Source organism: Pedobacter sp. AC402 (assembly GCF_979252805.1).
This window is the reverse complement of record NZ_CEEDAI010000004.1, coordinates 88,456-110,201: the sequence shown is the minus strand read 5'-3', so window position 1 is coordinate 110,201 and position 21,746 is coordinate 88,456. Positions and strand designations below refer to the sequence as shown.

The following is a 21,746-nucleotide window of genomic DNA, read 5'->3' as shown; positions in this document are numbered from 1 at the left end:
AAGAGCATCAACATGCGTAACCCTTAAAAGGTTTTAAATGCTGGCTTGGTTTAACATTTTTTCACATTTATTTAGTTAACGCTTTATTTTAAAAGCTATTACTGTTAAAGATAAATTAATTCTGCTGCTTATTATTGGTAATCTATCACCATTACTTATTCCTCTAAATTCCAAATCCTGATAACAGCCTTTTGCCATTTATATAGATTAAAACAGCCGAAATTCCAGCAAGGATCCATTCATAAATTTCATTTGGATCCAGCAAATTTATGTCGGCAATGAACAAGCGCTTTAACCTTTTGATAACAATCATTTAACATCCCGAACGATTTAAATCAGTTACTAATTCATTTATTTGAACTGAGCAGATAAGTGATCTGCCGAATGAATAATCTAACAGATTTTATGCCGTCGTTCTCCACCATCATACCCTTTTTAGGCAACACCGATTTAAGTACTCCCCTTACTGTTGTTTTTATGCTTTGCCTGCTTGCTGTTGTGGGTTTTGAGTTTGTAAATGGCTTTCACGATACGGCCAATGCAGTGGCAACAGTAATTTACACTAAAGCACTTAAACCAGTTATTGCCATTCCGTGGTCGGGCTTTTGGAACTTTATGGGCGTATTTACCGGGGGAATAGCCGTTGCCATGGGCATTTTAAAACTTGTACCATTGGATGCGCTGATGAACCTGCCTGTTGGCGTTGGCGCAGCGATGGTACTGGCTGTTTTACTCGCCTCAATTGCCTGGAACCTGGGTACATGGTACTTAGGGATTCCGTGCTGCAGAAGCTCACACACCATGATCGGAGCCATGATTGGTGCCGGTTTGGCTTTTACCTGGTATTATGGGGGCAACGGTGTAAACTGGGGCAAGGCTGAAGAAATAGGATTGTCGTTAATATTATCACCAATTATTGGCTTCGGACTAGCAGTTTTATTGATGTATTTTTTAAAACATGTAATTAAATACCATGCCCTTTTCCACATTCCACATGGCGAAAACGATCGACCACCATTGTTGATAAGGGGTTTACTCATCACCACCTGTACCCTGGTAAGCTTTTTTCATGGCAGTAACGACGGACAAAAAGGTGTGGGTTTACTGATGCTGATTTTAATTGCTTTTTTACCCGCTAAATTTGCTGTAAACCACCATATCCCGAATACTAAAGTTTTGTATCAACTGAACCAAACCGAGCAGGTGCTTAAAAAACAGCAATGCTTAACCAGGGCAATAAGTTAAACATCAGCAATTTGATTGCAAAAATAGACAAAGCTAAATTTCACCTTTCCTTAAAGAACGAAACTGATAAGAAAAATACCTATCTTTTCCGTAAGCAGATTGAAGATGTAGTTGCTTCAGTAAAACTGGTGAGCGCAGATAAAACACTTATTATTAATGCAAACGACGATCAGATTCTTGCTGATAATGTTTCTGAATTATCAAAACTGGTAGAATTTGCACCGCTTTGGGTTATACTGATGATATCCATCTCACTTGGCCTGGGTACAATGATTGGCTGGAAACGCATAGCTGTTACCATTGGTGAAAAAATAGGGAATGAACATTTAAATTATGCCCAGGGTGCTGCTTCCGAAATTGTTGCAGCTTCTACCATTGGCTTAAGCACAGCCTTCGGCCTTCCTGTAAGTACCACACATGTACTTTCAAGCGGTATTGCGGGTGCGATGGTGGCCTCGGGAGGAAGAAAAAACCTTAATAACAATACGCTGAAAAACATTGGTTTGGCCTGGATACTCACCTTACCGGCATCAATTATATTATCTATTTTATTATTTATGCTTTTTCACCTGTTTATATAAAACAGTATTACAATCTCTATATATTCTCCCAAAAATGAAGCAGATACTTGTAGCAACAGATTTTTCAAGAAGCGCTGGCAATGCCCTGGCCTATGCGCTGGCAATGGCAAAAACATTGAAAATGGAAGTTATAGCCATTCATGCCATACACCCTACCGAAGGCATAAATAACAGCACCTACAATGCCATTTTTATCGAATCATACTACGCAAATAAAAAAGCAGCATTAAAAGAATGGGCAGAAAACATCAGTGAGAGAGAAAACCTGGGCGATGTTAAACTGGAAACCAAATGCGACGTGGGGTTTTTAAAAACAGTAATTACAAAACATACCGAGAACAACCCTGTAGAACTGCTGGTGATGGGTATAACCGGGGCAACAGGAATTAGCGGAATAGTGGGCAGCAATGCCAGTATGGCGGTTACAAAAATGAGAATCCAGCAACCTTAATTGTGCCTTTGGAAAGTAGTTTTACAAATTTCCCCATCATTACATTGGCCACCGATTATGAAACGGTTTTATCTCCAAAAGATATAACCGCATTAAGTGAGCTGTTAAAAGCATCGGGAACAAAAAGAATGCAGGTGCTTTACGTTGCAGAAAAATCAGACGAAGCGCACATACAAACCGGCGAAAAAAGAATCAGAGAACTGCTTCCCGATACCGAGATAGAATTTAATTACATGATGCACAACAGTGCGCCAAATGGCATTATGGATTTTATTAAAAGCAACCATACCGATATACTTTGTTTGGTTAAACACCACCACAACATCATTTACCGCTTATTTACCAGCAGTACGGTTAACCAGGTAATGAACAAATCAGTGAAAGCTATTTTAGTGCTTCATGAATAGTTTTGTTAATGGTTAATAGTTGATGGTTTTCAGTTGATGGTCAATAGTTGATGGTTGATGGTTAATTGTCCATAGATCATAGCTGCATTTAATACTACAAAAGCCTCTTAATTTACTTAAATCTTTAAGGGTGATGGTTTATGGTCGATGGTTCATAGTCTGCATTTATTACCACAAAAGCCCCTTAATTTACTTAATTCCTTAATGGTAAAAAAGATGGAATCAAAAACCCATAAACAATATTATAACACTCCATTACCTGCCACCAAAATTATTTCATAGCTTTATTACATCAATCATCCCTCAGTTTAATTAATATGAGTAACGCAGATCAATCAGTTTTAAAAGATGGCGATCAATGCACAGTTATCGCAGAACCCATAAAGGAAAATCGGGCAGGATAAGCGATATACACACCAGTAAAACCGGCCACATTACCATTACAGTTCAACAAACCAATGCAATACGGTTTAAAACATTACTGAAAAATGTGTTACCGACAGAAACCGAAAATTAAAAGCAAAAAAAAGGTTCAGCCCTTATCGAACTGAACCCGAAATACCTTAATAACATTATTTTAGCTTTGCTCAATTTCTTTCAAGCTGTTCATTTTCTTATAGGCCAGGAAACCTTTAATATCTTCAAAATGTTCGCGCACACGCTTATTCCCAAACTCAAATACCTTAGCAGCCAATCCATCCAAGAAATCGCGGTCGTGGGATACCAGTATTAAAGTACCATCAAAATCTTTCAGTGCATCTTTAATAATATCCTTCGTTTTCATATCCAAATGGTTGGTAAGGCTCATCCAATATCAGCACGTTTACAGGCTCTAAAAGCAACTTAATCATGGCAAGGCGAGTTTTTCTCTCCGCCAGAAAGTACCTTAACCTTTTTCGTGGTATCATCGCCACTGAACATAAAAGCACCCAAAAGATCTTTTTATTTTGATCGTGCCATCCGTTAACGGAATCTGATCAATGGTTTCGAATACTGTTAAGCTTTCATCAAGCAAGGCCGCCTGGTTTTGTGCAAAATATCCAATTTTGGCATTGTGCCCAACTTTTAAACTTCCTTCAAAATCAATCTCACCCATAATGGCTTTGATCATTGTAGATTTACCTTCGCCATTTTTACCAACAAAAGCCACCTTCTCTCCCCTTTCGATCACCATCGATGCTTTTTCGAAAACAACATGGTCGCCATAGGTTTTGGTTAACTCTTCTACCATTACCGGATATTGACCCGAACGTGGTGAAGGTGGAAACTTTAAGCGCAATGCAGATGTATCCACTTCATCGATTTCGATTACCTCAAGTTTCTCGAGCATTTTTACACGCGATTGTACCTGCAGGGTTTTCGAATAAGTGCCTCTAAACCGATCAATAAATTCTTGATTATCGGCAATAAAACGTTGCTGCTCCTCGTAAGCCTTTAATTGGTGTATGCGGCGATCGGCCCGCAATTGAAGGTAGTGCGTATATTTTGCTTTATAATCGTATATCCTACCCATCGTAACCTCAATGGTCCGGTTGGTAATGTTATCCACAAAAGTACGATCGTGAGAAATAACCATCACTGCTTTTGCCGAGTTAATCAGGAAATCTTCCAGCCACTGAATGCTTTCAATATCCATGTGGTTGGTGGGCTCATCGAGCAAAATAAGATCAGGTTTCTTCAATAAAATTTTTGCCAGTTCAATACGCATACGCCAGCCGCCCGAAAACTCCGAAGTTTGGCGCGTAAAATCTTTACGTTCAAAACCAAGGCCTTTTAATACTTTCTCTACTTCAGCGTCGTAATTGGTTTCCTCTATCGAATAAAATGTCTCGCTCAGCTCCGATACCCTTTCAATGAGTTTCATGTAATCATCACTTTCATAATCCGTACGGATGGTAAGCTGTTCATTCAACTCATCAAGCTCTTTTTGCATTTTATTTACTTCTTCAAAAGCTTTCATCGTTTCCTCAAAAACGGTGAGTTTGTCCTGAGTTAATAAATGCTGAGGCAAGTAGGCAATTACAGCGTCTTTGGGTCCGGTTACACTACCAGTGGTAGGTTTGGCCACATCTGCTATAATTTTTAACATGGTTGATTTACCTGCACCATTTTTTCCCATCAGCGCGATTTTATCATTCTCATTTATAGAAAAAGTTACGTCGCTAAAAAGGGTAGTTCCGCCAAATGAAACGGAGATGTTATTTACATTAATCACAATCTGGGGTATTAAATTAGCGGCAAAGATAAAATAAAGCAAGCAAATTATTACGACTGAATAAAAGCATCTTTAACTCAATGGCATTGGTATATGTTTAATTACGTTTTACGATTTGATTAAGCATTGGTTAAAGGTTAATCAATAAATAGAAACAAATTATTTCGAAAATCCCTGCTATTGGCAGTTACAATCAATTGGACTGTTTTTCCTGATTGGTGCAACAGACCGTTTTGAACAGGGCTTTATTTTTTCTACTTTCATCCGCTGAATTGCAAATGGAAAAATTAAGGAAACATATAGAAGAAATAGTTGCAGTAACTGATGAAGAATTTGCTTACATACGTACTTTTTTTACCACAAAAAGAGTAAAAAAACACCAGTACCTGATACAGGATGGCGACCAGGCCAATTTTGAGTACTTAATCTTAACAGGCATTTTCAGAATGTTTTATTTAGACAGTGATGGAAAGGAGCATATAGTTCAATTTGCTGGTGAAAACTGGTGGATGGCCGATTACCAGGCCTATTTTAAGGAGCGAAAAGCCACACTTCACATCACCTGTATGGAAGATGCCGAAATACTCTGCCTCACCTTACAAGGCAGAGAAACATTAGCGGCCGAAATGCATAAAATGGAACACTTTTTCAGGGCAAAACTTACCAATGGTTATATAGCCCAGCAACGACGGATTATTTCGCTGCTCTCAGGCAATCCGCAGCAACGGTATGAGGAGTTTGCACAGCTTTATCCGCATTTAATCCAACAGATACCCAAAAAATATATCGCCGAATACCTCGGTGTAAGTCGCGAAACTTTAAGCAGGCTTTACTCGGCAAATAAAAACAGCTAACAGGAATGTGATTACGATCACACTTTTTTAGTGACTTGCCTCCTCGTACAGCATTAGGATATTGAAGACATTTGAAATGTAAAAACAACCAACATTTTAAATGATAAAGTCATGAAAAAGAAAATTTTAATCATTGTTTCCAATGCCAATGCCATAGGTCCAAAAAATAGAAGAACAGGAACATTTCTTCCAGAGATAGCACACCCTTACGCTGAATTTGAAAAGGCAGGTTACCAGATCGATTTTGCCAGTTTAACAGGAGAAACCCCCTATCTTGATGCCTTGAATTTGGCTTCTGATCCAGATAACCTTAATTTTTTAACCGGAAAAGGTTGGGAAGATATGCAACAGGCCACACAACTTTCAGCAGTAGATGCAAATATTTACGATGCTATTTTTATTCCTGGTGGTTTAGCCCCTATGGTTGATATGCCAGAAGCTCCACTACTTAAAAAGGTTATTGCCGAAACCTACGAGCGAAATGCCGTTGTAGGTGCGGTGTGCCACGGCCCGGTATCGTTACTTAATGTAAAATTAAGCGATGGTTCATTTTTAGTAAACGGTAAAAATATAACTTCATTTACTACCGAAGAGGAAGATCATTATGCAAAAGCAGATGTTCCTTTCGATTTGCAAACTGCACTTACTGCACAGGGGGCAATTTTCCATACCGCAGCACCATGGGCCGATAATAGTATTGCAGATGGCAACCTGGTAACTGGCCAAAACCCAGCTTCGGCCAAAGCAGTAGGAGAAAAAATTGTAGTGATTTTAAACAATGTAAATGCATAAAAAATGAAAAACGAAGCTATTCATGTATTTGCCACCTGGCAGATCAAAGACGGACAATTGCAAAACGTACTTAACTTACTCACTGAAGTAAGGAAACAAAGTATTGCTGAAGAAGGAAACTTGTTTTATGATGTACACCAAAGCCATACCGATGCAAATACGTTAATTCTGTTTGAAGGTTATGCCGATAAAAACGCTCTGGATGCGCACCGCAGCTCAACGCATTTTCAAACGCTGGTGGTAGAACAGATTTTGCCGTTATTACAAGCCCGTGAGGTGGTGTTAACTACACCACTCAATTTAGATTAAAGCTATTATGTAGGCGTTAGAAAAGAGCGCAAACATATATGAATCCGGGCATCAAATCGTCATTGCTGAGAAGGCTTTTTCAGCCGACGAAGCAATCTTAAAACGAGCGCAAACATATATGAATCCGATCACCAAATCGTCATTGCGAGAAGGCTTTTTCAGCCGACGAAGCAATCTTAAAACGAGCGCCATTGGCATGCGCATTAAGATTGCTTCGTAACTCAAAATGATAAATTTTTTTTGATGATAACGCTCGTTTCTAACGGGCGTTTTAAGAGCTTATCGTTTAAAAGCTTATCACCAAATCGTCATTGCGAGAAGGCTTTTTCAGCCGACGAAGCAATCTTACAACGATCGCTACTGTCGTGCGCAATAACTTAACCTACTAATTTAATTTCTTAAACATTTTTACCATCGCCTGGGTATCAACATCGTTCATATCTACCAGCTTTAAAGATTTAACCATTTTTACCGTTGAGGTTTTATAATGCTGGAAATGCGGCGTTTTAAGGTGCGATTGATACGCATCTTTACCAGCATAAATTTCTACTATTCTTACCTGAGCCGGATTTTCCTTTTGGTACATTGCAAATAGCGCAATTACCCCAGGTTCTATATTCACCGAAACTGCCGATTCTTCTTTAAGTATGGCTTTATATTCTTCCAAATGTTGAGGAAAGATCTCTATTTCCGAAATGCGAACCATCATATCAGCAGCTGTTAGTGGAAGCAATGGTTGCCCTAGAAGGTTATTAAGAGTGTTCGCCTGTACTTTGCTAACATGTTTTTCAATTAACCCCGCAATTTGGTTCAGCTGCGTTTCCGTTACGCCGGTAACGATTCCCATTTTTATATGCGCCTGGAGTTGTGCCTCCACACCGTACATTGCAGCTAATGCCGATATTGTAATAAGTTCCCTTTCTTTGTAGGATAGCACATCACTTTCGAAAACATCAGCAAACAGATGCTCTTTTAAAAAAGCATCAATCCGGGGTGCAAACTCTCCAAAACCAGGAGCAGGTTTAACCTGTACTGCACCTGTTAGTTTTTCGAGTACCTTTCTACCCTGTTCATATTTATCATCAGAACCCGTTTTAGTGATGATTTCTTCACCTTGCTTATCGGTAATGCCTTTTGCTTTCCGTTCCTCAACCACTGCCATCAAGGTATTTATCGCATTTAGGCTCCTGGGGAAACCACAGTAGGCATACAATTGCACCAATTCTTCTTTAATTTTGTTGATACTCAGCCCAGCATAGAGTGCCGTATTTAATGCTGGCTTAAGGGCAGCCAGGTTTCCTGTTGCGGTAAGTGCAGAAATGATAACTAAGCTACTTTGCTCTTGAGTTAGGTTTTTGGTATCCAACTTCGTCTGTGCGTTCATGTTTTTTTCACCTAAAATTAGAATGAAACAAATTGCCCATTTAAAAAACTTTAATTTGTTCATACTAATGTTGTTATTTATTTGCTTCTTTATATTCTTCTTCGCTTACCGGTTTAAGCCAGGTAACGTTTTCTTCACCCTTATAATTGCTGATTGCAATATGGATCATTTTGGCACCTGCAGTTGCGCCATGCCAGTGCTCTACGTTTTCAGGAATATTTACCACATCGCCTTTTCTTATCAGTTGCGCCGGCTTGTTTCTTTCCTGGTAAAACCCTTGTCCCTCAATTACAATCAATACCTGCCCTTTAGGGTGCGTATGCCAGTTTGTTCTTGCTCCAGGCTCAAAAGTTACACTTCCAAGCGCAAAATCATTGTTTTTATCTTTCGCCAATAATGGCTTTAGAAAAGCATTTCCTGTAAAATACCCATTTTCTAATTTATCGCCTTTTGGAAAAATAAGATCTTCTGTTTGTGTTTTCATAGTGTTTTGTTCTTGATTACATGACGTGATTAATATAAAGATACCCATGCAAAGTATAAACGTTAATAATTTTATGTTTGTTCTCATTTTTATGTGCTTTAATCTTTTTGAAGTAATGGGCTAGGAAGATTCATTTAATGATGCAAGCCACAACTTATTTTCTTAACCATATAATTTAATGAAACAAAGTTCGCAGATGTAAGGGGCAAATGCTTTATACAGGATACGGTTTAATTTACCATTTTTACAGATTGGGGATTGAATGGTTGTCAGCGTAAAATTCCTTTGCTAAATTTGTTTAAACAGCAGAATATGGAACAGGTAACACGCATTGAAACGGTTAAACAATATAATGTCTATATAGGGGTAGATACGCTGAATCCACTGGTGAGCGTTATAAATTTTAATGAGATTGCCAGCATTAACCACTTCCGGAATTATATGGGCGTATATGCCATGTTTCTTAAAAATATTAAATGTGGCAACATAACCTATGGATGCCAGCCTTACGATTATGATGATGGTACGCTTGTTTTTGTATCTCCTGGCCAGGTTTATGGAATAGATAGTGAAGGTGTGGCAATGAAACCGTCGGGATATGCTTTGGTTTTTCATCCCGACCCTTATTAAAGGAACTCAATTGGGAAAGAATATCAAATCCTACTCCTTTTTTCTTTATGAGGTAAGCGAAGCACTCCACCTATCCAAAAAAGAAAGGATAACGATTATAGAATGTCTGGAAAAAATTTCAGCCGAAATTAACCAGAATATCGATCAGCACAGTCGCACGTTAATCGTTTCGAATATTGAATTATTATTAAATTACTGCATGCGTTTTTACGATCGACAGTTCATTACCCGCAATCATATCAACAAGGATATACTGATACGGTTTGAGAAAGTATTGGACAACTATTTAAGCTCAAATAAAGGAATTGCATCTGGCATTCCGAGTGTGGCCTATTGTGCCGATCAATTGCACCTTTCGGCCAATTACTTTGGAGACCTGATTAAAAAGGAAACAGGCCATACGGCTACAGATTACATTCAGCGAAAATTGATTGATGAAGGAAAAGAAAAACTCATGGAATTAAGCAAATCGGTTAGTGAAGTTTCTGACGAACTGGGTTTCAAATATCAGCAACATTTTACCAGACTATTTAAGCAGAAAACCGGATTAACACCACTTGAATATAGGAACCGGAACTTTAATTAATATTTATTAGCCGACTTACAAAACTCACTAAAGGGATTGTACGATCAGCAGATAATTAACCATAAGTTATGCTAAAATAAAACCTGAAGAAGACCTACAGCAACTCCTGCCGACAAAGTACTTAAAAAATTGACTATATCGTTTCCCATTATTCCCTTTCTTTCCAACAAAGCGCCCAACACAGAATCGGTTAGGTTACCGATTGTACCAGCAATTACGATAAAGGCAATATTGATATTCCAGCCAAACCCTAAGCCGTAAAGCGTAGCAATAATACAACTGCCAGCAACACCAATTAAGGTACCTTCTAAACTAATTACCCCATCCATTCCGCAGCGGTCTGTTTTAAATGTTTGTTATATTAAAAAAACGTTTTCCATAAAGCATACCCAGTTCGGACGATAATGTATCTGCCGTGGCAGAAGCAAAAGCGGCCGCAATTACCAGTAACATTGTACTACGCAACCCCAGGAAAAAACATGATAATTACTGCAGCCAGTGCTGAAACGCCTGCATTGGCCAATACCTGAGATGATGTACGACCTTTGTCTGTTTCTTCTTCAACCAAAAATGCCTGCTTTTTAATGCGTTGCCAAGATGTGGCAGCTGAACCGGAAATAAAAAAAGCTGTCATCATTGCAACACCAATATAACCAGAAGCTAAATAAATAAGGCAGGCCAATATCCCACCTGTAACCGCAGCCTGAACGGTAAGTTTTTTTGCCAGGATAGCGTAGGCCATTCCAGAGAAAATAATAATTGGCAGAAATATACCACTATTTAAAATAGTACAAAAAATGTAGGCCATGCTTCAAATTTATATCTTTCTTGGCATTAAACACCTTTTAGAAGTTTAGCAGCGCAAAAAAAAAGCCCAGTAATCTTTAAGAAAGAAAATATTTTTATCACAGAATGCCAATAAATCCTATATTTTTATAAAAATTTCGCTCAACAACAAATTAATGATAAAGTACCTCACGTTTAGCTTTTCCATCTCGGTTATTTCATGGATTATAGGAATGGTTGTGCATGCAATCCTGATCAAATCAACATATTATAATCAGAACCTGACTAACCTCAATTTCCTCAAAAATGAGCGGATGAACGGTTACATTGGCATAGGAATATTTAAATGGATCATTATACATTCTTTCTTTAAATATTTTAACCCAAAGCTATCCATGAAGAAAAAAATTCAGCCATCTGAATTACCCAACCTCCGCCATGAAATGACTATTGCAGAAATCAGTCATTTGATCGGTTTTGCATTTGTAACGGCTTTTGCCATAGTAAAAATAGTTAAGGGTCAGTATTTATTTGCTTTAACAATTATGATTGTAAATATATTATTGAACCTTTACCCAACATTGCTGCAACAACAAAATAAAAGGCGGATTGATAAATACAATAGAATACTTGCAATCAGGGCATCAAATCTAGTCGAGTAAATCAGGATTAATTTCTTTATCATCTCATTAGCAATGGAGCAAAGTAATAAAATGAACTACAAAGCTTCAAAGTTAAAATACCTGTAATGTTTCCAGGGGCCATTGAGGTAATGCCAGAGATCGAGGCCATGTACAGTTATTTTAAATGGCTCAAAGTTGGGCTGAAGTAGCTGTAATAGTTCTTTTGCCGCTTCAGGTTTCACCTTATTTTGTACGGTGATGTGCGGCCTAATTGTTTGCCGATCCTGGGCACTTAAGTGCGGATGGAATTGATTCTCTAAATTTCGGTGGAGTTGTGAAAGTTCATTGCTTTCTATAAAATAAGCCACACCATTACCAATACTCTTTAAAGCTGTTACCCAGCATTCGAAAGGCTGCTGAGCTACATCTGCTACTATCTGTAGTGTCTGCATTGTATCAGGGAGCTTATGGAACAACGTAAGATGAACACTTAGCAAATTTCGCTCTGGAGGAAAATAACGTGACCTCATTTCATCAAAAAACACCTTGCTTTTATCGTCAATGCGGGCTGTGAGAATACAGGGTGGCTCGAAAATTTCCATAAACTAGAAATTGGATTTGTGTTTTTTGTGCTTAGCACTTTATTCGATAATTAAATGCGATAATAATCATTATTTGCTTCAGTTGCCTTCTGGAGTCTGGAAAATATCCTTTGGAAGTTTCGCCATTGCTTTTCTTGGTAAATATTTGCTTTTATAAGTGTGTATTTCATGCGCTAAACTGCCTCATTATTCGTTAACTCGCCACCCCCCATACTTCCGAGGTGTGTAAATTTAAATCCGGTTGAAAACTTAAGGCCATAACCCATCGCCCGATCAATACTACTATGCCCCAAAAGCATCAACCCTGCCAGTTCTATATAATTGTGATGAAGAATGAAACCAATAACTGCTATAGCGGCAGCCAAAAGTTGATGATGGAAAAGATTATAAGAAAGCGCTCCTACCCTATTGCCGAACAAATAGCCAAGCATGCTAATGTCGGGAGCTAAAAATAGCAGTACCCACATCCACCAGGCAAAGTGAATGGGTAAAGCGTAGATGAGGGGTAAAATGATTAAAAATGGTACGATGGCTTCTGCCCTGATAAGTTTTTTCATTTTCTTTTAGTTTAAGCCTCAAATTTCAATAATAGTTTAAGCCTGAAACGTTAACAAAAGATAATAAATACGCAGGATTTACTTTTTTGTACCGGCTCGCTTTCGGATGCGACTTAGGCTTACCGGAGTGATACCAAGATAATTGGCAATGAGGTGTTGGGGCATTCTTTCAAGAATCTTTTTCTTATTGCTGTTAAAAAGCCTGTTATACCGCTCTTCAGGTGAAAGCACCAAAAGCTCAACCATCCTTTCTTCAAGTCCGATTACTAAATATTCTGCCAGTTTTCTCCCAAAACGTTCCCATTTTGGCGATAGCTCATACATAAGCACCAGCACTTTATATGGAAAAGATACTAAGCGACAGTTAGACAGGGCCTGTATGGATAATTTTGAAGGAGTTCCTGTTAATGCACTGAAATATGAGCTAACCAGATTGTTTTCGAAATAAAAGTATGTTGTTTTTTCTTCTCCATCATGGAGATAAAAGTGCCTCATACTTCCTTCAAGGATAAAACCAACCTGCTGTTCCTTTTCGCCCTCGGCTAACCAGTAATCTCCCTTTTTCACATTTCTATAACTTAAATGCGGAATCAAGTGTTCCTTATCTTGCTGTGTGAGCGGTACAAAGCTATTTATAAGGTTAAATAAAAGCGAAATATCTTGTTCAGCAGGCATATGGAATAATATTTCGTTAATAATAAGAAATAAATTGTGCTTAACGATCTCCTATCTACACAACTTTAAATGTTTAAGAGCGCAACCAATTTCAAATGAGCATTAACGCCACCAAGTGATATAAAAAGAAAAGAACAGTTTAATTTAAACGCGGTTGCAAAAATGTTTACCTTCAAAAATCATTTACCATTAACCTAATTAACCGATTTCGCCTAAGCCTCCTTTGCTTATGATGCGAAATAATAATCAAAGCCATATATATTACTGCTCAATACAGTTCAAAATAAGAATTAACGCTGTTTTTACAGGGAAAAGGCTAAGTATAGTTTAGCAGGCAATGGAAATGTTAAGGCAGTTTAAAGAAATTAACAATAAAATTTGATCCAATTGGGCATTATAATAAACAACAATTTAAGAAATATCTGTTATTTATTCTTCATCTTGACCTGTTTTTGTTCGAAATCATTTGCACAAAATACTCCGGGTTATAGGTTAAAAGGTATCATCAGGAATACGAACAATGAAGTTTTAGCAGGTGCAACCTTATTTTTAAAAAATGGCACTGATGGTGAGGCAATTAAACAAACCTTTACCGATAAGAATGGGGAATTCTCTTTTGCAGTAAAGGCTGGTACTTATATGATTTCGATCAGTTATTTGGGCACACTGGCTTACCAAAGCGACCGATTAAAAGTATCAGGCAACATGGATCTGGGTAGTATAAAGATTGGAACTACCACCCGTAGTTTAAAAGATGTTGTTATTCAAAGTTCAGGGAGTAAGCCGCTTGTTAAAATAGAAGGCCGGAAAATGATTTACAACATTGAAAACAGCATAACCGCTCAGGGTTTAAACGGCCTGGAAGCATTAAAAAAAACACCAGGAGTAATCGTAAACCAGGATAATACAATTACGCTTAACGGAGCAAGTAGTGCCTTGGTAATGATCAATGGCAGACAAACGTATCTTCAGGCTGAGGAGCTGGCGCAACTGCTCAAATCAATGTCTGCAGCTGAATTAAAAGCTATAGAAGTTATTAAAAACCCTTCGGCTGAGTACGATGCCGCAGGAACGGGTGGCATTGTTAACCTGGTGCTTCAAAAATCAATTGCCGAAGGGTTTAACGGTAGAATTAATAATGGTGTGGCCTACGGTAATACCTTAAAGCAAAGTACCAATTTGAGCATTAATTACAGAAAAGGTAAACTGAGTGCGTTTGGTAGTTACAACCATAATTTTGGCCATTATACAATGGACTACGACTATGACCGTACAACAAATGGAAAAATATATTTAAACTCCAATCATGACGTTGATAAAAAACATAATATTGGATCTACCGTGGGTTTGGATTACGCAATAGATACCAATAAAACAATCGGAGTGTTGTTGAAGGCCAATTCTTCAAGTGGTGGCGGCCTGATTACGCCGACAACAAATATATTTGATCAAACTACAGGGGCACTTTTACAAAAACTTATCAGTGAGAGCAGCTATCCCGAACAATTGGCGAGCCGTTATAATGCAAATTTAAACTACAGGTTTAAAGGCCGTAATCGAACCAGTTTGGACATAGATGCAGATTACGGTGTTTTTGATGCCGCTATAGATAACCTGAGCACTAACGCCTATTATTCACCTGAAGGAATATTTCTGTCTTCCAATAACTTCCTTATTTCCAATAGCCGGAAAATTAAACTCTATGCGGTTAAGGCTGATTACAGCTTTCCAATTGGTAAAGGAAAAATGTTCACAGGTGCTAAATTTTCTGACGTAGACGCTGAAAATGTTTTTAACCAGTACAATGTTAACAGCAACGTAAAAGCTATTGATTTTAACCGCTCCAATACTTTCAGTTACAATGAACGGATAAATGCTGCATACTTAAAATATGAGGCACCTGTGAATGATAAATTAAGTTTCGATATCGGAGTGAGACTGGAACACACCCATTCTAAAGGAGACTTACAGCCAACCGAAGGTAGTGGCCTATCCGAAATTTCTGTAGTCAGAAATTACCTTAACATTTTTCCAACAGCTGCAATAACTTATAAAACCGGAAAAGAAGGCACCTACAATCTAAGTTTTGCCCGTCGCATCGACCGCCCTGCCTACAACAACCTGAACCCATTTGCATACCCTATAGATGAGCTTTCTTATTGGAAAGGAAATCCGTTCCTGAAAGCGCAGTATGCGAATACTTTAGCACTCCAATACAGCTACAAAAAAACAACTATCTCTACAAGTTATACGCATACAAGTGATATAAGCAGCACCATTACGGAAGTTTCGGATCGGAACATTATTGATATGATACCCCGGAATATTGGATTTCAAAACAATTTAAATTTAACCGTAACACAACAGCTCACCCTCGCAAAATGGTGGAATATGAGCCTGACGGGCATGGGTTATCTGCTGGAAAATAAAGTGGGAACTACAGCCTATGGAAATTACAACCGAAGCCGTTTTGCGGGTACAATTAATGTTCAACAAACCTTTAAACTACCTGCCCGCATTACTGCAGAGGCTACAGGCGTAATTAAATCAAAAAGCATAAGCGGATTAAATAGCTATATAAGAGGTAATTCGCAGTTTGACATTGGCCTGCAAAGACGTTTAATGCATGATAAAGCAACTTTGAGCTTAGCAGCTTCTGACATATTCAGGACTAATAAAATTATTACTGATGCCCAGCTTAATAATTTACTACTTCACACCACCTATATGGGCGAAACCCGGCAGATTAGATTAAATTTCTCCTATCGTTTTGGAAATACCAAAATTAAATCAAACGACAGCCGCAGAACTGGATTAGAAAATGAATCGCAAAGGCTTTAGCAACAACCAGTATTATTCCGGTAGAATTTAAGCAGAACGCAATAACTTAACCGTCCACATACTTTATCATAGATATAGCTCTTATTGCACCTTATTATTATCATTACCAGTCGAATCTGTTTTGCTGGTATCTTTCTTTTCTGTTGCTCCATCATTACGGCCAGCTTTTACTGATCCGCTTCCGGGATGAGAATCAGCAGGACTATTCTGCCCTGAAGTGCAGTTGGTTAGCAATACCGTTATTGGAATCAAATACAGTTTAATATAATTTTTCATGACTTGTGCTTTTCTCATATGACAACAGCCATACGACTTTGTTTTCAAAAGAATATAAATCAGGTAGTTAGCACATGCACCAGGTATTCTACACAATTAAGATTGATTAAGTCCATTTCTGATGATCAATACCAAAGAAACATCCAGTGTTTTTTTCAGCATAAACACGTAGATCGCTTTGCAAAACAGGTATTTACGCCGGCAACTTTTCATGCTTTTATAGGGTTTAAATTTTAGTTGCTTACGCAATTAATCAAAAGCAAGCGGATAATTTTATTGTACCATGCCCCAAAATGCCTACTTGTTACCGGTTAAATGATGTAATGCAGCAGTAAAACAAGTTAAAATCACTAAATAATTATAACTAAATTTTAAAATCTATGTTTTATCACGACAACAACCTGCAGTACAAAGTTAGGGTAGATAAACCCAATCCTGCATTTGCGAAATTACTACAGCAAGCTATCGGCGGCATTGAGGGAGAAATCAGGGTTTGCCTGCAATACCTGTTTCAGGCATGGGGAAACCGCGGACCAAATAAATACAGAGACATGCTTTTAGATACCGGTACAGAGGAAATCTCTCACATCGAAATGCTCTGCACCGCTGTAGCATTGAATCTGGATGGTGCTACCAATGAGCTGAAAGATAAAATTGCGGGAGAAAATCCTCTTGTTAGCAACATCCTGGGCGGTATGGATCCAAGGCAGGTATTATCTTCAGGCTTAGCCGCAATGGCTGTAGATAGCAACGGTGTACCTTTCAACGGATCATGGGTGGTAGGAAGCGGAAATATTGCAGCAGATATGTATGCTAATGTGATGGCCGAATCAACAGGAAGAGTTTTAGCAACCAGACTCTATGAGTTGACCGACGATTCAGGAATGAAAGATATGCTGTCTTTTCTGATTACCAGAGACGCTATGCACCAAAATCAATGGCTTGCTGTACTGGAAGATTTAGGTGGTGTAGGTGAAAATTTGCCTATTCCGAATACTTTCCCAAGAGAAAACCATGTTCCTGGTTTTGACTATGCTTTTGTATGAACAAATATTGAAAATCCGGGAGCATCACAAGGCCGATGGGGCAAGCGGGCCATCAATTGATGGAAAAGGTGAGTTTCATGTAATTACGGCACAGCCTGGTGCCCCCATTCCGGATTTGGGTATTCCGGATGTGAAAGGTTATGCACAGCAGCAGCAAATGACTGGTGCTGATAAAGGATTGATTGAGAACATAAAAGATACCCTACTGCCATAATCAATCTATCAACTGTTGGCGCAAAATAAGGCTAAAAACTTAATTTGCGCCATCGGTTGTTTTACTGGTTTGAGTTTTCATATTATCTTCAAATACAAATAATTAAACCAAACATTACAAGGCTATTTTTTCTTAAGTTGATTACCTATTTTTAGCCCTTCAGCAATCACCGCCTTATTGATTTCACTTATCTTTTTAACATCCATTTTTTCAACAGCCCGGTCATAGGTCAACAACCCGTTCACTTCATGCTCCACATCAGTGGTTTGGGTGTAAACTGCAACACTGAGCCCTTTGTACTTCATCAGCTGCTCTACCTGGCTCAGTAAAAGTAGATACCTATCAGTCAGCGCAGAAACAGTCGGTTCATAAGCGTAAGCATTATTTTCTACAGGCCACATATGATCCCTTACAAAAAGGCCCACCCCCCCAAACTCACCAAGAGAAGCTGCTCTTTTCCCATCAGGCATCGAAGCCTCGTAAGGACCTACATAGATATGTGTGTCTACAAAATCTCCGTTACCCGGATCACCGGCCGCCTTTTGATAACCGGGATTGTTGTTAAAGCCAGAATTTCCATTCACCAATCTTGAAGGATCATATTTTTTTACCCAATCTGTAATTTCCCGTACATCAAAAGCACCCCAGTTTTCATTAAATGGAACCCAGGTAATTACTGAAGGTGAATTATAATGATCGTCCATGATGGCCTTTAGCTCACGCCTGAAAGCAGGCCGTACCCTTGCCGTATCTTCGTTCTGGTACCAGATTGCCGGCATATCCTGCCACAATAGCATCCCCAGCTTATCCGCCCAATAATAAAAGCGCTTGGGCTCCGTTTTCATGTGTTTGCGGATGAGATTAAAGCCAGCTTTCTTTGTAAATTCGATATCAGATTTCAGCGCATCCTCGCCCGGTGCCGTCAGAATCCCGTCAGGCCAATACCCCTGATCCAGAAGACCAACCTGCATAATAAATTTCCCGTTCAGCAACGGCCGTACTACTCCTTCTACCTTGCCCAAACTGATTTCGCGCATTCCGAAGTAGCTGCTAACTTCATCAACAATTTTTCCTTTGGAATCCTTAAGCGTAATTTTCAGATCGTATAAAAAAGGATAATCCGGGCTCCAAAGTTTGGGAGAAGTTATGGGAAGATAAAATTCCTTTGCAGCGCTTGCCTCTACTTTTGATACGACCTTATTGCCATCAAGTGCTACAGCGGAGATGAGAGAGGAACCTCCATCTACGGTTATTTTTAACCTGCTATTCTCCAGATCTGGCAATAACCTGATGTTTTTAATAAAATTTGCACCAACCGGCTCGAGCCAAACTCCCTGCCAAATCCCGGAGCTGAAGGTATAATCACCTCTTGGCCCGTTTTTTCCTGAAGGCATCCTGCCGTCATTTAAATCGTGGGCCGCAACAATCACCTCATTTGTTCCTGCTTTCAAAAATGAAGTAACATCAAATGAAAAGGAATCGTAACCACCCGAATGTGAACCAGCCTTTTTTCCGTTTACAAAAACAGTCGCGTCATGATCGACCGCCTCGAAATTGATCCGAACATTTTTCCCCTTCCAATTCTGCGGGATGTCAAAACGTTTCCGGTACCACATATTGATCTCCTGATTCCGTTCAATACCGGAGATAACTGATTCTGGGCAATAAGGAACAAGAATCTGTTCATGTTTTGAGGCAAATGACGCTGGTATTTGCGGATTTAAAGCCCGCGGTTTATCCTTTCCACCAATATAATCCCATTTGCCGTTCAAAGATTTCCATTCTGTGCGTACCAACTGTGGACGTGGATAATCAGGAAATGGATTTGATGCCTTCATTGCTTCCTCTGTCCATTTAGTGGGCAGCTTCCCTGTTTGAGAAAACACAGGTTTACAATAAATCAACTGAATCAGGATTATTAGGCATATAAAAGGTAAACCGGTATTTTTCATCTCCTCTATCTGGTTAGTATTTTAAATTATTAAATACTAATGTAGTAATTTTCAATAAACATAAATCGATTTACGTATTAAATACACAGCAAAAAACAATACAAAAGCTGAAAAAACATGCAATCAAATTAACGTTACTTAATGCAAGTGTGAAACTTAAATAATTTTAATTAAGAATTGATTTGGAACAACACCTGAATTACAAAGCCTTTTTGATGGACGAATAATTTATTATGCAAAATCTTTCTGAAAGGATGTGGGCAAGAAGATTGAAAGGATTTAATAATCAAGCATTTTTCGATTCTCATTAATTCTCAAGGTTGTGGAATCAAACATGATAACGACCGAGCCTTAATAGCGTACAAATTCTGTTTCTGTTTTGGCTTTAAAACTATTTACAATAAAAAAGGTTAGCAAACTATGAACATTTCCATTCTTACCATTGTGCGCAATCGCAAAACTGCTATATTGAATCTGATTGATGGGTTGTGTAATGGAATCAAACTCCCTGGTGAGCTTATAATTGTTCATATGAATGAAGAAATTTATGGTTTAGCGGATTCCCTTTTCCCATTAAAGAATATAAATATTCTTCTGAAGAACCAATACCTTTAGCTTCTGCAAGAAACTTTTCTGCGTCAAAAGCAGTATATGATCAAATGATATTTTTGGATGCAGACTGTATCCCTTCCACTAATTTTGTTCAGGTATATGAAAATTCATTTTCCGAGCAAGATTCGCTACTATCGGGAAGGATAAGAATATCTTTCAAGGTCTGCTATGGACCGGCCTGATTTATTAGATCGAATGCATGAGGTATCTACCATTGATCCTATTCGTGGTAATCTTGATCAATACCCGTACCATTTATTCTGGTCTATAAATTTTGGTTGTTCAAAAAATGTTTACTCCAAAATTGGTGGTTTTGATGAAAATTTCGTTGGTTATGGTGCCGAAGATACTGACTTTGCATTTTCTGCAAAAGCACAGGAATTAACCACCATACTATTAATGCTACAGCTTATCATCAATATCATCCCAGCTACGATCCACCTTTAAATCATTTAAACGATGTAGTAAAAAATGCCAGTCTTTTTAACGTTAAATGGGGAATGTGGCCAATGCAGGGTTGGCTTGATAAATTTTGTGCCATGGGCTTTACTGAATTTGAAAATGGAAAATTGCAAATTTTAAAATATCCCACAGGCGAGCAGATAGAGGATGCGCTAAAGCACACTTGATGTTTTAAAAACAGTGTTGTAGATACTTTTTAAGTATTCAGCGGCAAGTGTGGTGGCTTTATCTGAGATCATTCCTTTCCAAACCGGTTTTACCGTAACCATATTTTCAAAAATTTCCCGCCAGCTCGTAATGTATAAATCCTGGGGGGGTATTATTCTGGCTAATCCAGCTCATGCAGTACACGGGCTTTTACCACTTGCTCATTAAATGGACGATCCTCAGGAATTGTGATAAACCTTTTCCCTAAAGCAGCTACCTCCATAACCGTGTTATGTCCGGCATTGCCAATAACGATGCAGCACTTTTCCATAATACCGTCGGGATGCGATACTTTACCGTGGTAACAAATATTTTCATATGTGTTATTTGGGTTTTTTACCTCACCGAGTACTTGTAAGCACCAATCTGGGCAGCAATTTGCGATATGCTCAATTAACTGAATGCTGATGCTCGTACCACCCTGGCCCACAACTATTGATACTTGCTTTTCCCTTGGGTCAGCGGCATCTTCCCGTACCTTAAAGCGCGATATGCCGCCGGCAAAAAAAGTCTTTTCCATAATCCATTTAATGTCGTTCCCACTCATCGTTTTGGGATATGGTGCAAGTACACCTACAGCATTGCTATAGGCATGGATATGAGGCAAATCTATCCGGTCTCCATGTTGTTTTACAACAATGAACGGAACACTTGAGAGCGTGGCTAGCATAGCAATTTCCACTGAAACATCCACTACCAGAAGCAGCGGAAAAACCGTAGAAAAAAAATGTGTCATGATATTTACCCTTTTTCGCTGCCCCTCAATATTCAATGGAGCATAATGCAACCCTGCAGGAAGATTGTTACCCACATATAAATCATTGCTACTTGGGGTATCCATAGGTAAGTGTATCACTTTATAATGTGATGGAATTATGTGCATATAATTTTCCAGGTCGCTTCCTAACAAAGTTACCATGCAGTTGGATAATGCCTTTGCTATGGCAAGGGTCCG

At 38.6% G+C, this 21,746-nt stretch carries 26 protein-coding genes and 2 pseudogenes; 15 read left to right on the top strand and 13 right to left on the bottom strand.

Annotation, left to right across the window (positions count from 1 at the left end; translation table 11 throughout):
* The first annotated feature begins 384 nt into the window (after positions 1-384).
* From AC0IWE_RS03470 to AC0IWE_RS03450, 5 genes are all read left to right on the top strand, one after another.
* Complete coding sequence (locus AC0IWE_RS03470) at positions 385-1,245, top strand: inorganic phosphate transporter (protein ID WP_471791939.1); 861 nt, start codon at positions 385-387, stop codon at positions 1,243-1,245.
* Positions 1,221-1,826 (top strand): inorganic phosphate transporter, encoded by a 606-nt coding sequence (locus tag AC0IWE_RS03465; RefSeq protein ID WP_471791938.1) that lies wholly within the window; start codon positions 1,221-1,223, stop codon positions 1,824-1,826. The genes AC0IWE_RS03470 and AC0IWE_RS03465 overlap by 25 nt, the downstream gene beginning before the upstream one ends.
* Positions 1,827-1,860: 34 nt before the next feature.
* Positions 1,861-2,277, top strand: a complete 417-nt coding sequence (locus AC0IWE_RS03460; RefSeq protein WP_471791937.1) for a universal stress protein — start codon at positions 1,861-1,863, stop codon at positions 2,275-2,277.
* An 8-nt stretch (positions 2,278-2,285) separates the two neighbouring features.
* The gene (locus tag AC0IWE_RS03455) at positions 2,286-2,684 is read left to right on the top strand and encodes a hypothetical protein (RefSeq protein ID WP_471791936.1); all 399 of its coding nucleotides are present in this window, start codon (positions 2,286-2,288) and stop codon (positions 2,682-2,684) included.
* A gap of 358 nt (positions 2,685-3,042) precedes the next feature.
* Positions 3,043-3,201, top strand: coding sequence for a hypothetical protein (locus AC0IWE_RS03450; protein ID WP_471791935.1), 159 nt, complete (start codon positions 3,043-3,045; stop codon positions 3,199-3,201).
* A gap of 60 nt (positions 3,202-3,261) precedes the next feature.
* On the opposite strand, the pseudogene AC0IWE_RS03445 reads toward AC0IWE_RS03450, so the two are convergent.
* Positions 3,262-4,899 (bottom strand): annotated as a pseudogene (locus tag AC0IWE_RS03445) (ABC-F family ATP-binding cassette domain-containing protein).
* A 278-nt stretch (positions 4,900-5,177) separates the two neighbouring features.
* On the opposite strand from AC0IWE_RS03445, the gene AC0IWE_RS03440 reads away from it, so the two are divergent.
* From AC0IWE_RS03440 to AC0IWE_RS03430, 3 genes are all read left to right on the top strand, one after another.
* Entirely contained in the window at positions 5,178-5,753 is a 576-nt protein-coding gene (locus AC0IWE_RS03440; protein ID WP_471791934.1) for a Crp/Fnr family transcriptional regulator, read from the top strand.
* Positions 5,754-5,864: 111 nt separating this feature from the next.
* Positions 5,865-6,545, top strand: coding sequence for a type 1 glutamine amidotransferase domain-containing protein (locus tag AC0IWE_RS03435; RefSeq protein WP_471791933.1), 681 nt, complete (start codon positions 5,865-5,867; stop codon positions 6,543-6,545).
* A 3-nt stretch (positions 6,546-6,548) separates the two neighbouring features.
* The gene (locus tag AC0IWE_RS03430; RefSeq protein WP_471791932.1) at positions 6,549-6,854 is read left to right on the top strand and encodes a putative quinol monooxygenase; all 306 of its coding nucleotides are present in this window, start codon (positions 6,549-6,551) and stop codon (positions 6,852-6,854) included.
* Positions 6,855-7,239: 385 nt separating this feature from the next.
* Here the strand turns inward: AC0IWE_RS03430 and AC0IWE_RS03425 are convergent, their stop codons facing one another.
* Together AC0IWE_RS03425 and AC0IWE_RS03420 are read right to left on the bottom strand one after the other, a co-directional pair.
* Positions 7,240-8,238: a carboxymuconolactone decarboxylase family protein gene (locus AC0IWE_RS03425; protein WP_471791931.1), complete on the bottom strand. Its 999-nt coding sequence runs from the start codon at positions 8,236-8,238 to the stop codon at positions 7,240-7,242.
* Positions 8,239-8,311: 73 nt separating this feature from the next.
* The gene (locus tag AC0IWE_RS03420; RefSeq protein WP_471791930.1) at positions 8,312-8,722 is read right to left on the bottom strand and encodes a (R)-mandelonitrile lyase; all 411 of its coding nucleotides are present in this window, start codon (positions 8,720-8,722) and stop codon (positions 8,312-8,314) included.
* A 312-nt stretch (positions 8,723-9,034) separates the two neighbouring features.
* Here AC0IWE_RS03420 and AC0IWE_RS03415 point away from each other — a divergent pair, with 312 nt between their 5' ends.
* Positions 9,035-9,352 carry a hypothetical protein gene (locus AC0IWE_RS03415; protein ID WP_471791929.1) on the top strand — a complete coding sequence of 106 codons (318 nt, stop codon included), beginning with the start codon at positions 9,035-9,037 and terminating at the stop codon, positions 9,350-9,352.
* Positions 9,353-9,362: 10 nt separating this feature from the next.
* Positions 9,363-9,938, top strand: a complete 576-nt coding sequence (locus AC0IWE_RS03410; protein ID WP_471791928.1) for a helix-turn-helix domain-containing protein — start codon at positions 9,363-9,365, stop codon at positions 9,936-9,938.
* Positions 9,939-10,009: 71 nt separating this feature from the next.
* Here AC0IWE_RS03410 and AC0IWE_RS03405 read toward each other — a convergent pair.
* From AC0IWE_RS03405 to AC0IWE_RS03395, 3 genes and pseudogenes are all read right to left on the bottom strand, one after another.
* A pseudogene (locus AC0IWE_RS03405) lies at positions 10,010-10,279 on the bottom strand (DUF92 domain-containing protein); the annotation flags it as partial.
* Positions 10,280-10,283: 4 nt separating this feature from the next.
* The gene (locus AC0IWE_RS03400; protein ID WP_471791927.1) at positions 10,284-10,391 is read right to left on the bottom strand and encodes a DUF92 domain-containing protein; all 108 of its coding nucleotides are present in this window, start codon (positions 10,389-10,391) and stop codon (positions 10,284-10,286) included.
* Between the two features lie 4 nt (positions 10,392-10,395).
* Complete coding sequence (locus AC0IWE_RS03395) at positions 10,396-10,746, bottom strand: DUF92 domain-containing protein (RefSeq protein WP_471791926.1); 351 nt, start codon at positions 10,744-10,746, stop codon at positions 10,396-10,398.
* A 154-nt stretch (positions 10,747-10,900) separates the two neighbouring features.
* Between AC0IWE_RS03395 and AC0IWE_RS03390 the strand changes: the two genes are divergently transcribed.
* Positions 10,901-11,386, top strand: coding sequence for a glycosyl-4,4'-diaponeurosporenoate acyltransferase CrtO family protein (locus AC0IWE_RS03390; RefSeq protein WP_471791925.1), 486 nt, complete (start codon positions 10,901-10,903; stop codon positions 11,384-11,386).
* Positions 11,387-11,442: 56 nt separating this feature from the next.
* Here the strand turns inward: AC0IWE_RS03390 and AC0IWE_RS03385 are convergent, their stop codons facing one another.
* The 3 genes from AC0IWE_RS03385 to AC0IWE_RS03375 all read right to left on the bottom strand — a co-directional run bounded on the left by AC0IWE_RS03385 (position 11,443) and on the right by AC0IWE_RS03375 (position 13,181).
* Entirely contained in the window at positions 11,443-11,949 is a 507-nt protein-coding gene (locus AC0IWE_RS03385) for a 2'-5' RNA ligase family protein (RefSeq protein WP_471791924.1), read from the bottom strand.
* Positions 11,950-12,122: 173 nt separating this feature from the next.
* Positions 12,123-12,506 (bottom strand): DUF4260 domain-containing protein, encoded by a 384-nt coding sequence (locus tag AC0IWE_RS03380; protein ID WP_471791923.1) that lies wholly within the window; start codon positions 12,504-12,506, stop codon positions 12,123-12,125.
* 78 nt (positions 12,507-12,584) lie between these two features.
* Entirely contained in the window at positions 12,585-13,181 is a 597-nt protein-coding gene (locus tag AC0IWE_RS03375) for a Crp/Fnr family transcriptional regulator (protein WP_471791922.1), read from the bottom strand.
* 387 nt (positions 13,182-13,568) lie between these two features.
* Between AC0IWE_RS03375 and AC0IWE_RS03370 the strand changes: the two genes are divergently transcribed.
* The gene (locus tag AC0IWE_RS03370; RefSeq protein WP_471791921.1) at positions 13,569-16,022 is read left to right on the top strand and encodes an outer membrane beta-barrel protein; all 2,454 of its coding nucleotides are present in this window, start codon (positions 13,569-13,571) and stop codon (positions 16,020-16,022) included.
* A gap of 81 nt (positions 16,023-16,103) precedes the next feature.
* On the opposite strand, the gene AC0IWE_RS03365 is transcribed toward AC0IWE_RS03370, so the two are convergent.
* Positions 16,104-16,298 carry a hypothetical protein gene (locus AC0IWE_RS03365; protein WP_471791920.1) on the bottom strand — a complete coding sequence of 65 codons (195 nt, stop codon included), beginning with the start codon at positions 16,296-16,298 and terminating at the stop codon, positions 16,104-16,106.
* 380 nt (positions 16,299-16,678) lie between these two features.
* Here AC0IWE_RS03365 and AC0IWE_RS03360 point away from each other — a divergent pair, with 380 nt between their 5' ends.
* Both AC0IWE_RS03360 and AC0IWE_RS03355 read left to right on the top strand, forming a co-directional pair.
* Positions 16,679-17,344 carry a manganese catalase family protein gene (locus tag AC0IWE_RS03360; RefSeq protein ID WP_471791919.1) on the top strand — a complete coding sequence of 222 codons (666 nt, stop codon included), beginning with the start codon at positions 16,679-16,681 and terminating at the stop codon, positions 17,342-17,344.
* Entirely contained in the window at positions 17,337-17,558 is a 222-nt protein-coding gene (locus AC0IWE_RS03355; RefSeq protein WP_471791918.1) for a hypothetical protein, read from the top strand. Before AC0IWE_RS03360 ends, AC0IWE_RS03355 begins: the two co-directional genes overlap by 8 nt.
* Positions 17,559-17,680: 122 nt before the next feature.
* Here the strand turns inward: AC0IWE_RS03355 and AC0IWE_RS03350 are convergent, their stop codons facing one another.
* Entirely contained in the window at positions 17,681-19,510 is a 1,830-nt protein-coding gene (locus AC0IWE_RS03350) for a glycoside hydrolase family 2 protein (protein WP_471791917.1), read from the bottom strand.
* Between the two features lie 351 nt (positions 19,511-19,861).
* Positions 19,862-20,041, bottom strand: coding sequence for a hypothetical protein (locus tag AC0IWE_RS03345; protein WP_471791916.1), 180 nt, complete (start codon positions 20,039-20,041; stop codon positions 19,862-19,864).
* A 276-nt stretch (positions 20,042-20,317) separates the two neighbouring features.
* On the opposite strand from AC0IWE_RS03345, the gene AC0IWE_RS03340 reads away from it, so the two are divergent.
* Positions 20,318-20,569 carry a galactosyltransferase-related protein gene (locus AC0IWE_RS03340; protein WP_471791915.1) on the top strand — a complete coding sequence of 84 codons (252 nt, stop codon included), beginning with the start codon at positions 20,318-20,320 and terminating at the stop codon, positions 20,567-20,569.
* Between the two features lie 343 nt (positions 20,570-20,912).
* Here AC0IWE_RS03340 and AC0IWE_RS03335 read toward each other — a convergent pair whose 3' ends face one another.
* Positions 20,913-21,710: a glycosyltransferase gene (locus AC0IWE_RS03335; protein ID WP_471791914.1), complete on the bottom strand. Its 798-nt coding sequence runs from the start codon at positions 21,708-21,710 to the stop codon at positions 20,913-20,915.
* Between the last annotated feature and the right edge of the window lie 36 nt (positions 21,711-21,746).

Coding starts and splice junctions, on each gene's coding strand:
- AC0IWE_RS03420 (WP_471791930.1), bottom strand. CDS start 8,722: ATGAAAACACAAACAGAAGATCTTATTTTTCCAAAAGGCGATAAATTA.
- AC0IWE_RS03460 (WP_471791937.1), top strand. CDS start 1,861: ATGAAGCAGATACTTGTAGCAACAGATTTTTCAAGAAGCGCTGGCAAT.
- AC0IWE_RS03335 (WP_471791914.1), bottom strand. CDS start 21,710: ATGGTAACTTTGTTAGGAAGCGACCTGGAAAATTATATGCACATAATT.
- AC0IWE_RS03350 (WP_471791917.1), bottom strand. CDS start 19,510: ATGAAAAATACCGGTTTACCTTTTATATGCCTAATAATCCTGATTCAG.
- AC0IWE_RS03380 (WP_471791923.1), bottom strand. CDS start 12,506: ATGAAAAAACTTATCAGGGCAGAAGCCATCGTACCATTTTTAATCATT.
- AC0IWE_RS03385 (WP_471791924.1), bottom strand. CDS start 11,949: ATGGAAATTTTCGAGCCACCCTGTATTCTCACAGCCCGCATTGACGAT.
- AC0IWE_RS03390 (WP_471791925.1), top strand. CDS start 10,901: ATGATAAAGTACCTCACGTTTAGCTTTTCCATCTCGGTTATTTCATGG.
- AC0IWE_RS03400 (WP_471791927.1), bottom strand. CDS start 10,391: ATGTTACTGGTAATTGCGGCCGCTTTTGCTTCTGCCACGGCAGATACA.
- AC0IWE_RS03365 (WP_471791920.1), bottom strand. CDS start 16,298: ATGAAAAATTATATTAAACTGTATTTGATTCCAATAACGGTATTGCTA.
- AC0IWE_RS03450 (WP_471791935.1), top strand. CDS start 3,043: ATGCACAGTTATCGCAGAACCCATAAAGGAAAATCGGGCAGGATAAGC.
- AC0IWE_RS03440 (WP_471791934.1), top strand. CDS start 5,178: ATGGAAAAATTAAGGAAACATATAGAAGAAATAGTTGCAGTAACTGAT.
- AC0IWE_RS03470 (WP_471791939.1), top strand. CDS start 385: ATGAATAATCTAACAGATTTTATGCCGTCGTTCTCCACCATCATACCC.
- AC0IWE_RS03345 (WP_471791916.1), bottom strand. CDS start 20,041: ATGAACAATTATAAGCTCACCAGGGAGTTTGATTCCATTACACAACCC.
- AC0IWE_RS03360 (WP_471791919.1), top strand. CDS start 16,679: ATGTTTTATCACGACAACAACCTGCAGTACAAAGTTAGGGTAGATAAA.
- AC0IWE_RS03375 (WP_471791922.1), bottom strand. CDS start 13,181: ATGCCTGCTGAACAAGATATTTCGCTTTTATTTAACCTTATAAATAGC.
- AC0IWE_RS03340 (WP_471791915.1), top strand. CDS start 20,318: ATGCATGAGGTATCTACCATTGATCCTATTCGTGGTAATCTTGATCAA.
- AC0IWE_RS03395 (WP_471791926.1), bottom strand. CDS start 10,746: ATGGCCTACATTTTTTGTACTATTTTAAATAGTGGTATATTTCTGCCA.
- AC0IWE_RS03435 (WP_471791933.1), top strand. CDS start 5,865: ATGAAAAAGAAAATTTTAATCATTGTTTCCAATGCCAATGCCATAGGT.
- AC0IWE_RS03415 (WP_471791929.1), top strand. CDS start 9,035: ATGGAACAGGTAACACGCATTGAAACGGTTAAACAATATAATGTCTAT.
- AC0IWE_RS03430 (WP_471791932.1), top strand. CDS start 6,549: ATGAAAAACGAAGCTATTCATGTATTTGCCACCTGGCAGATCAAAGAC.
- AC0IWE_RS03465 (WP_471791938.1), top strand. CDS start 1,221: ATGCTTAACCAGGGCAATAAGTTAAACATCAGCAATTTGATTGCAAAA.
- AC0IWE_RS03425 (WP_471791931.1), bottom strand. CDS start 8,238: ATGAACGCACAGACGAAGTTGGATACCAAAAACCTAACTCAAGAGCAA.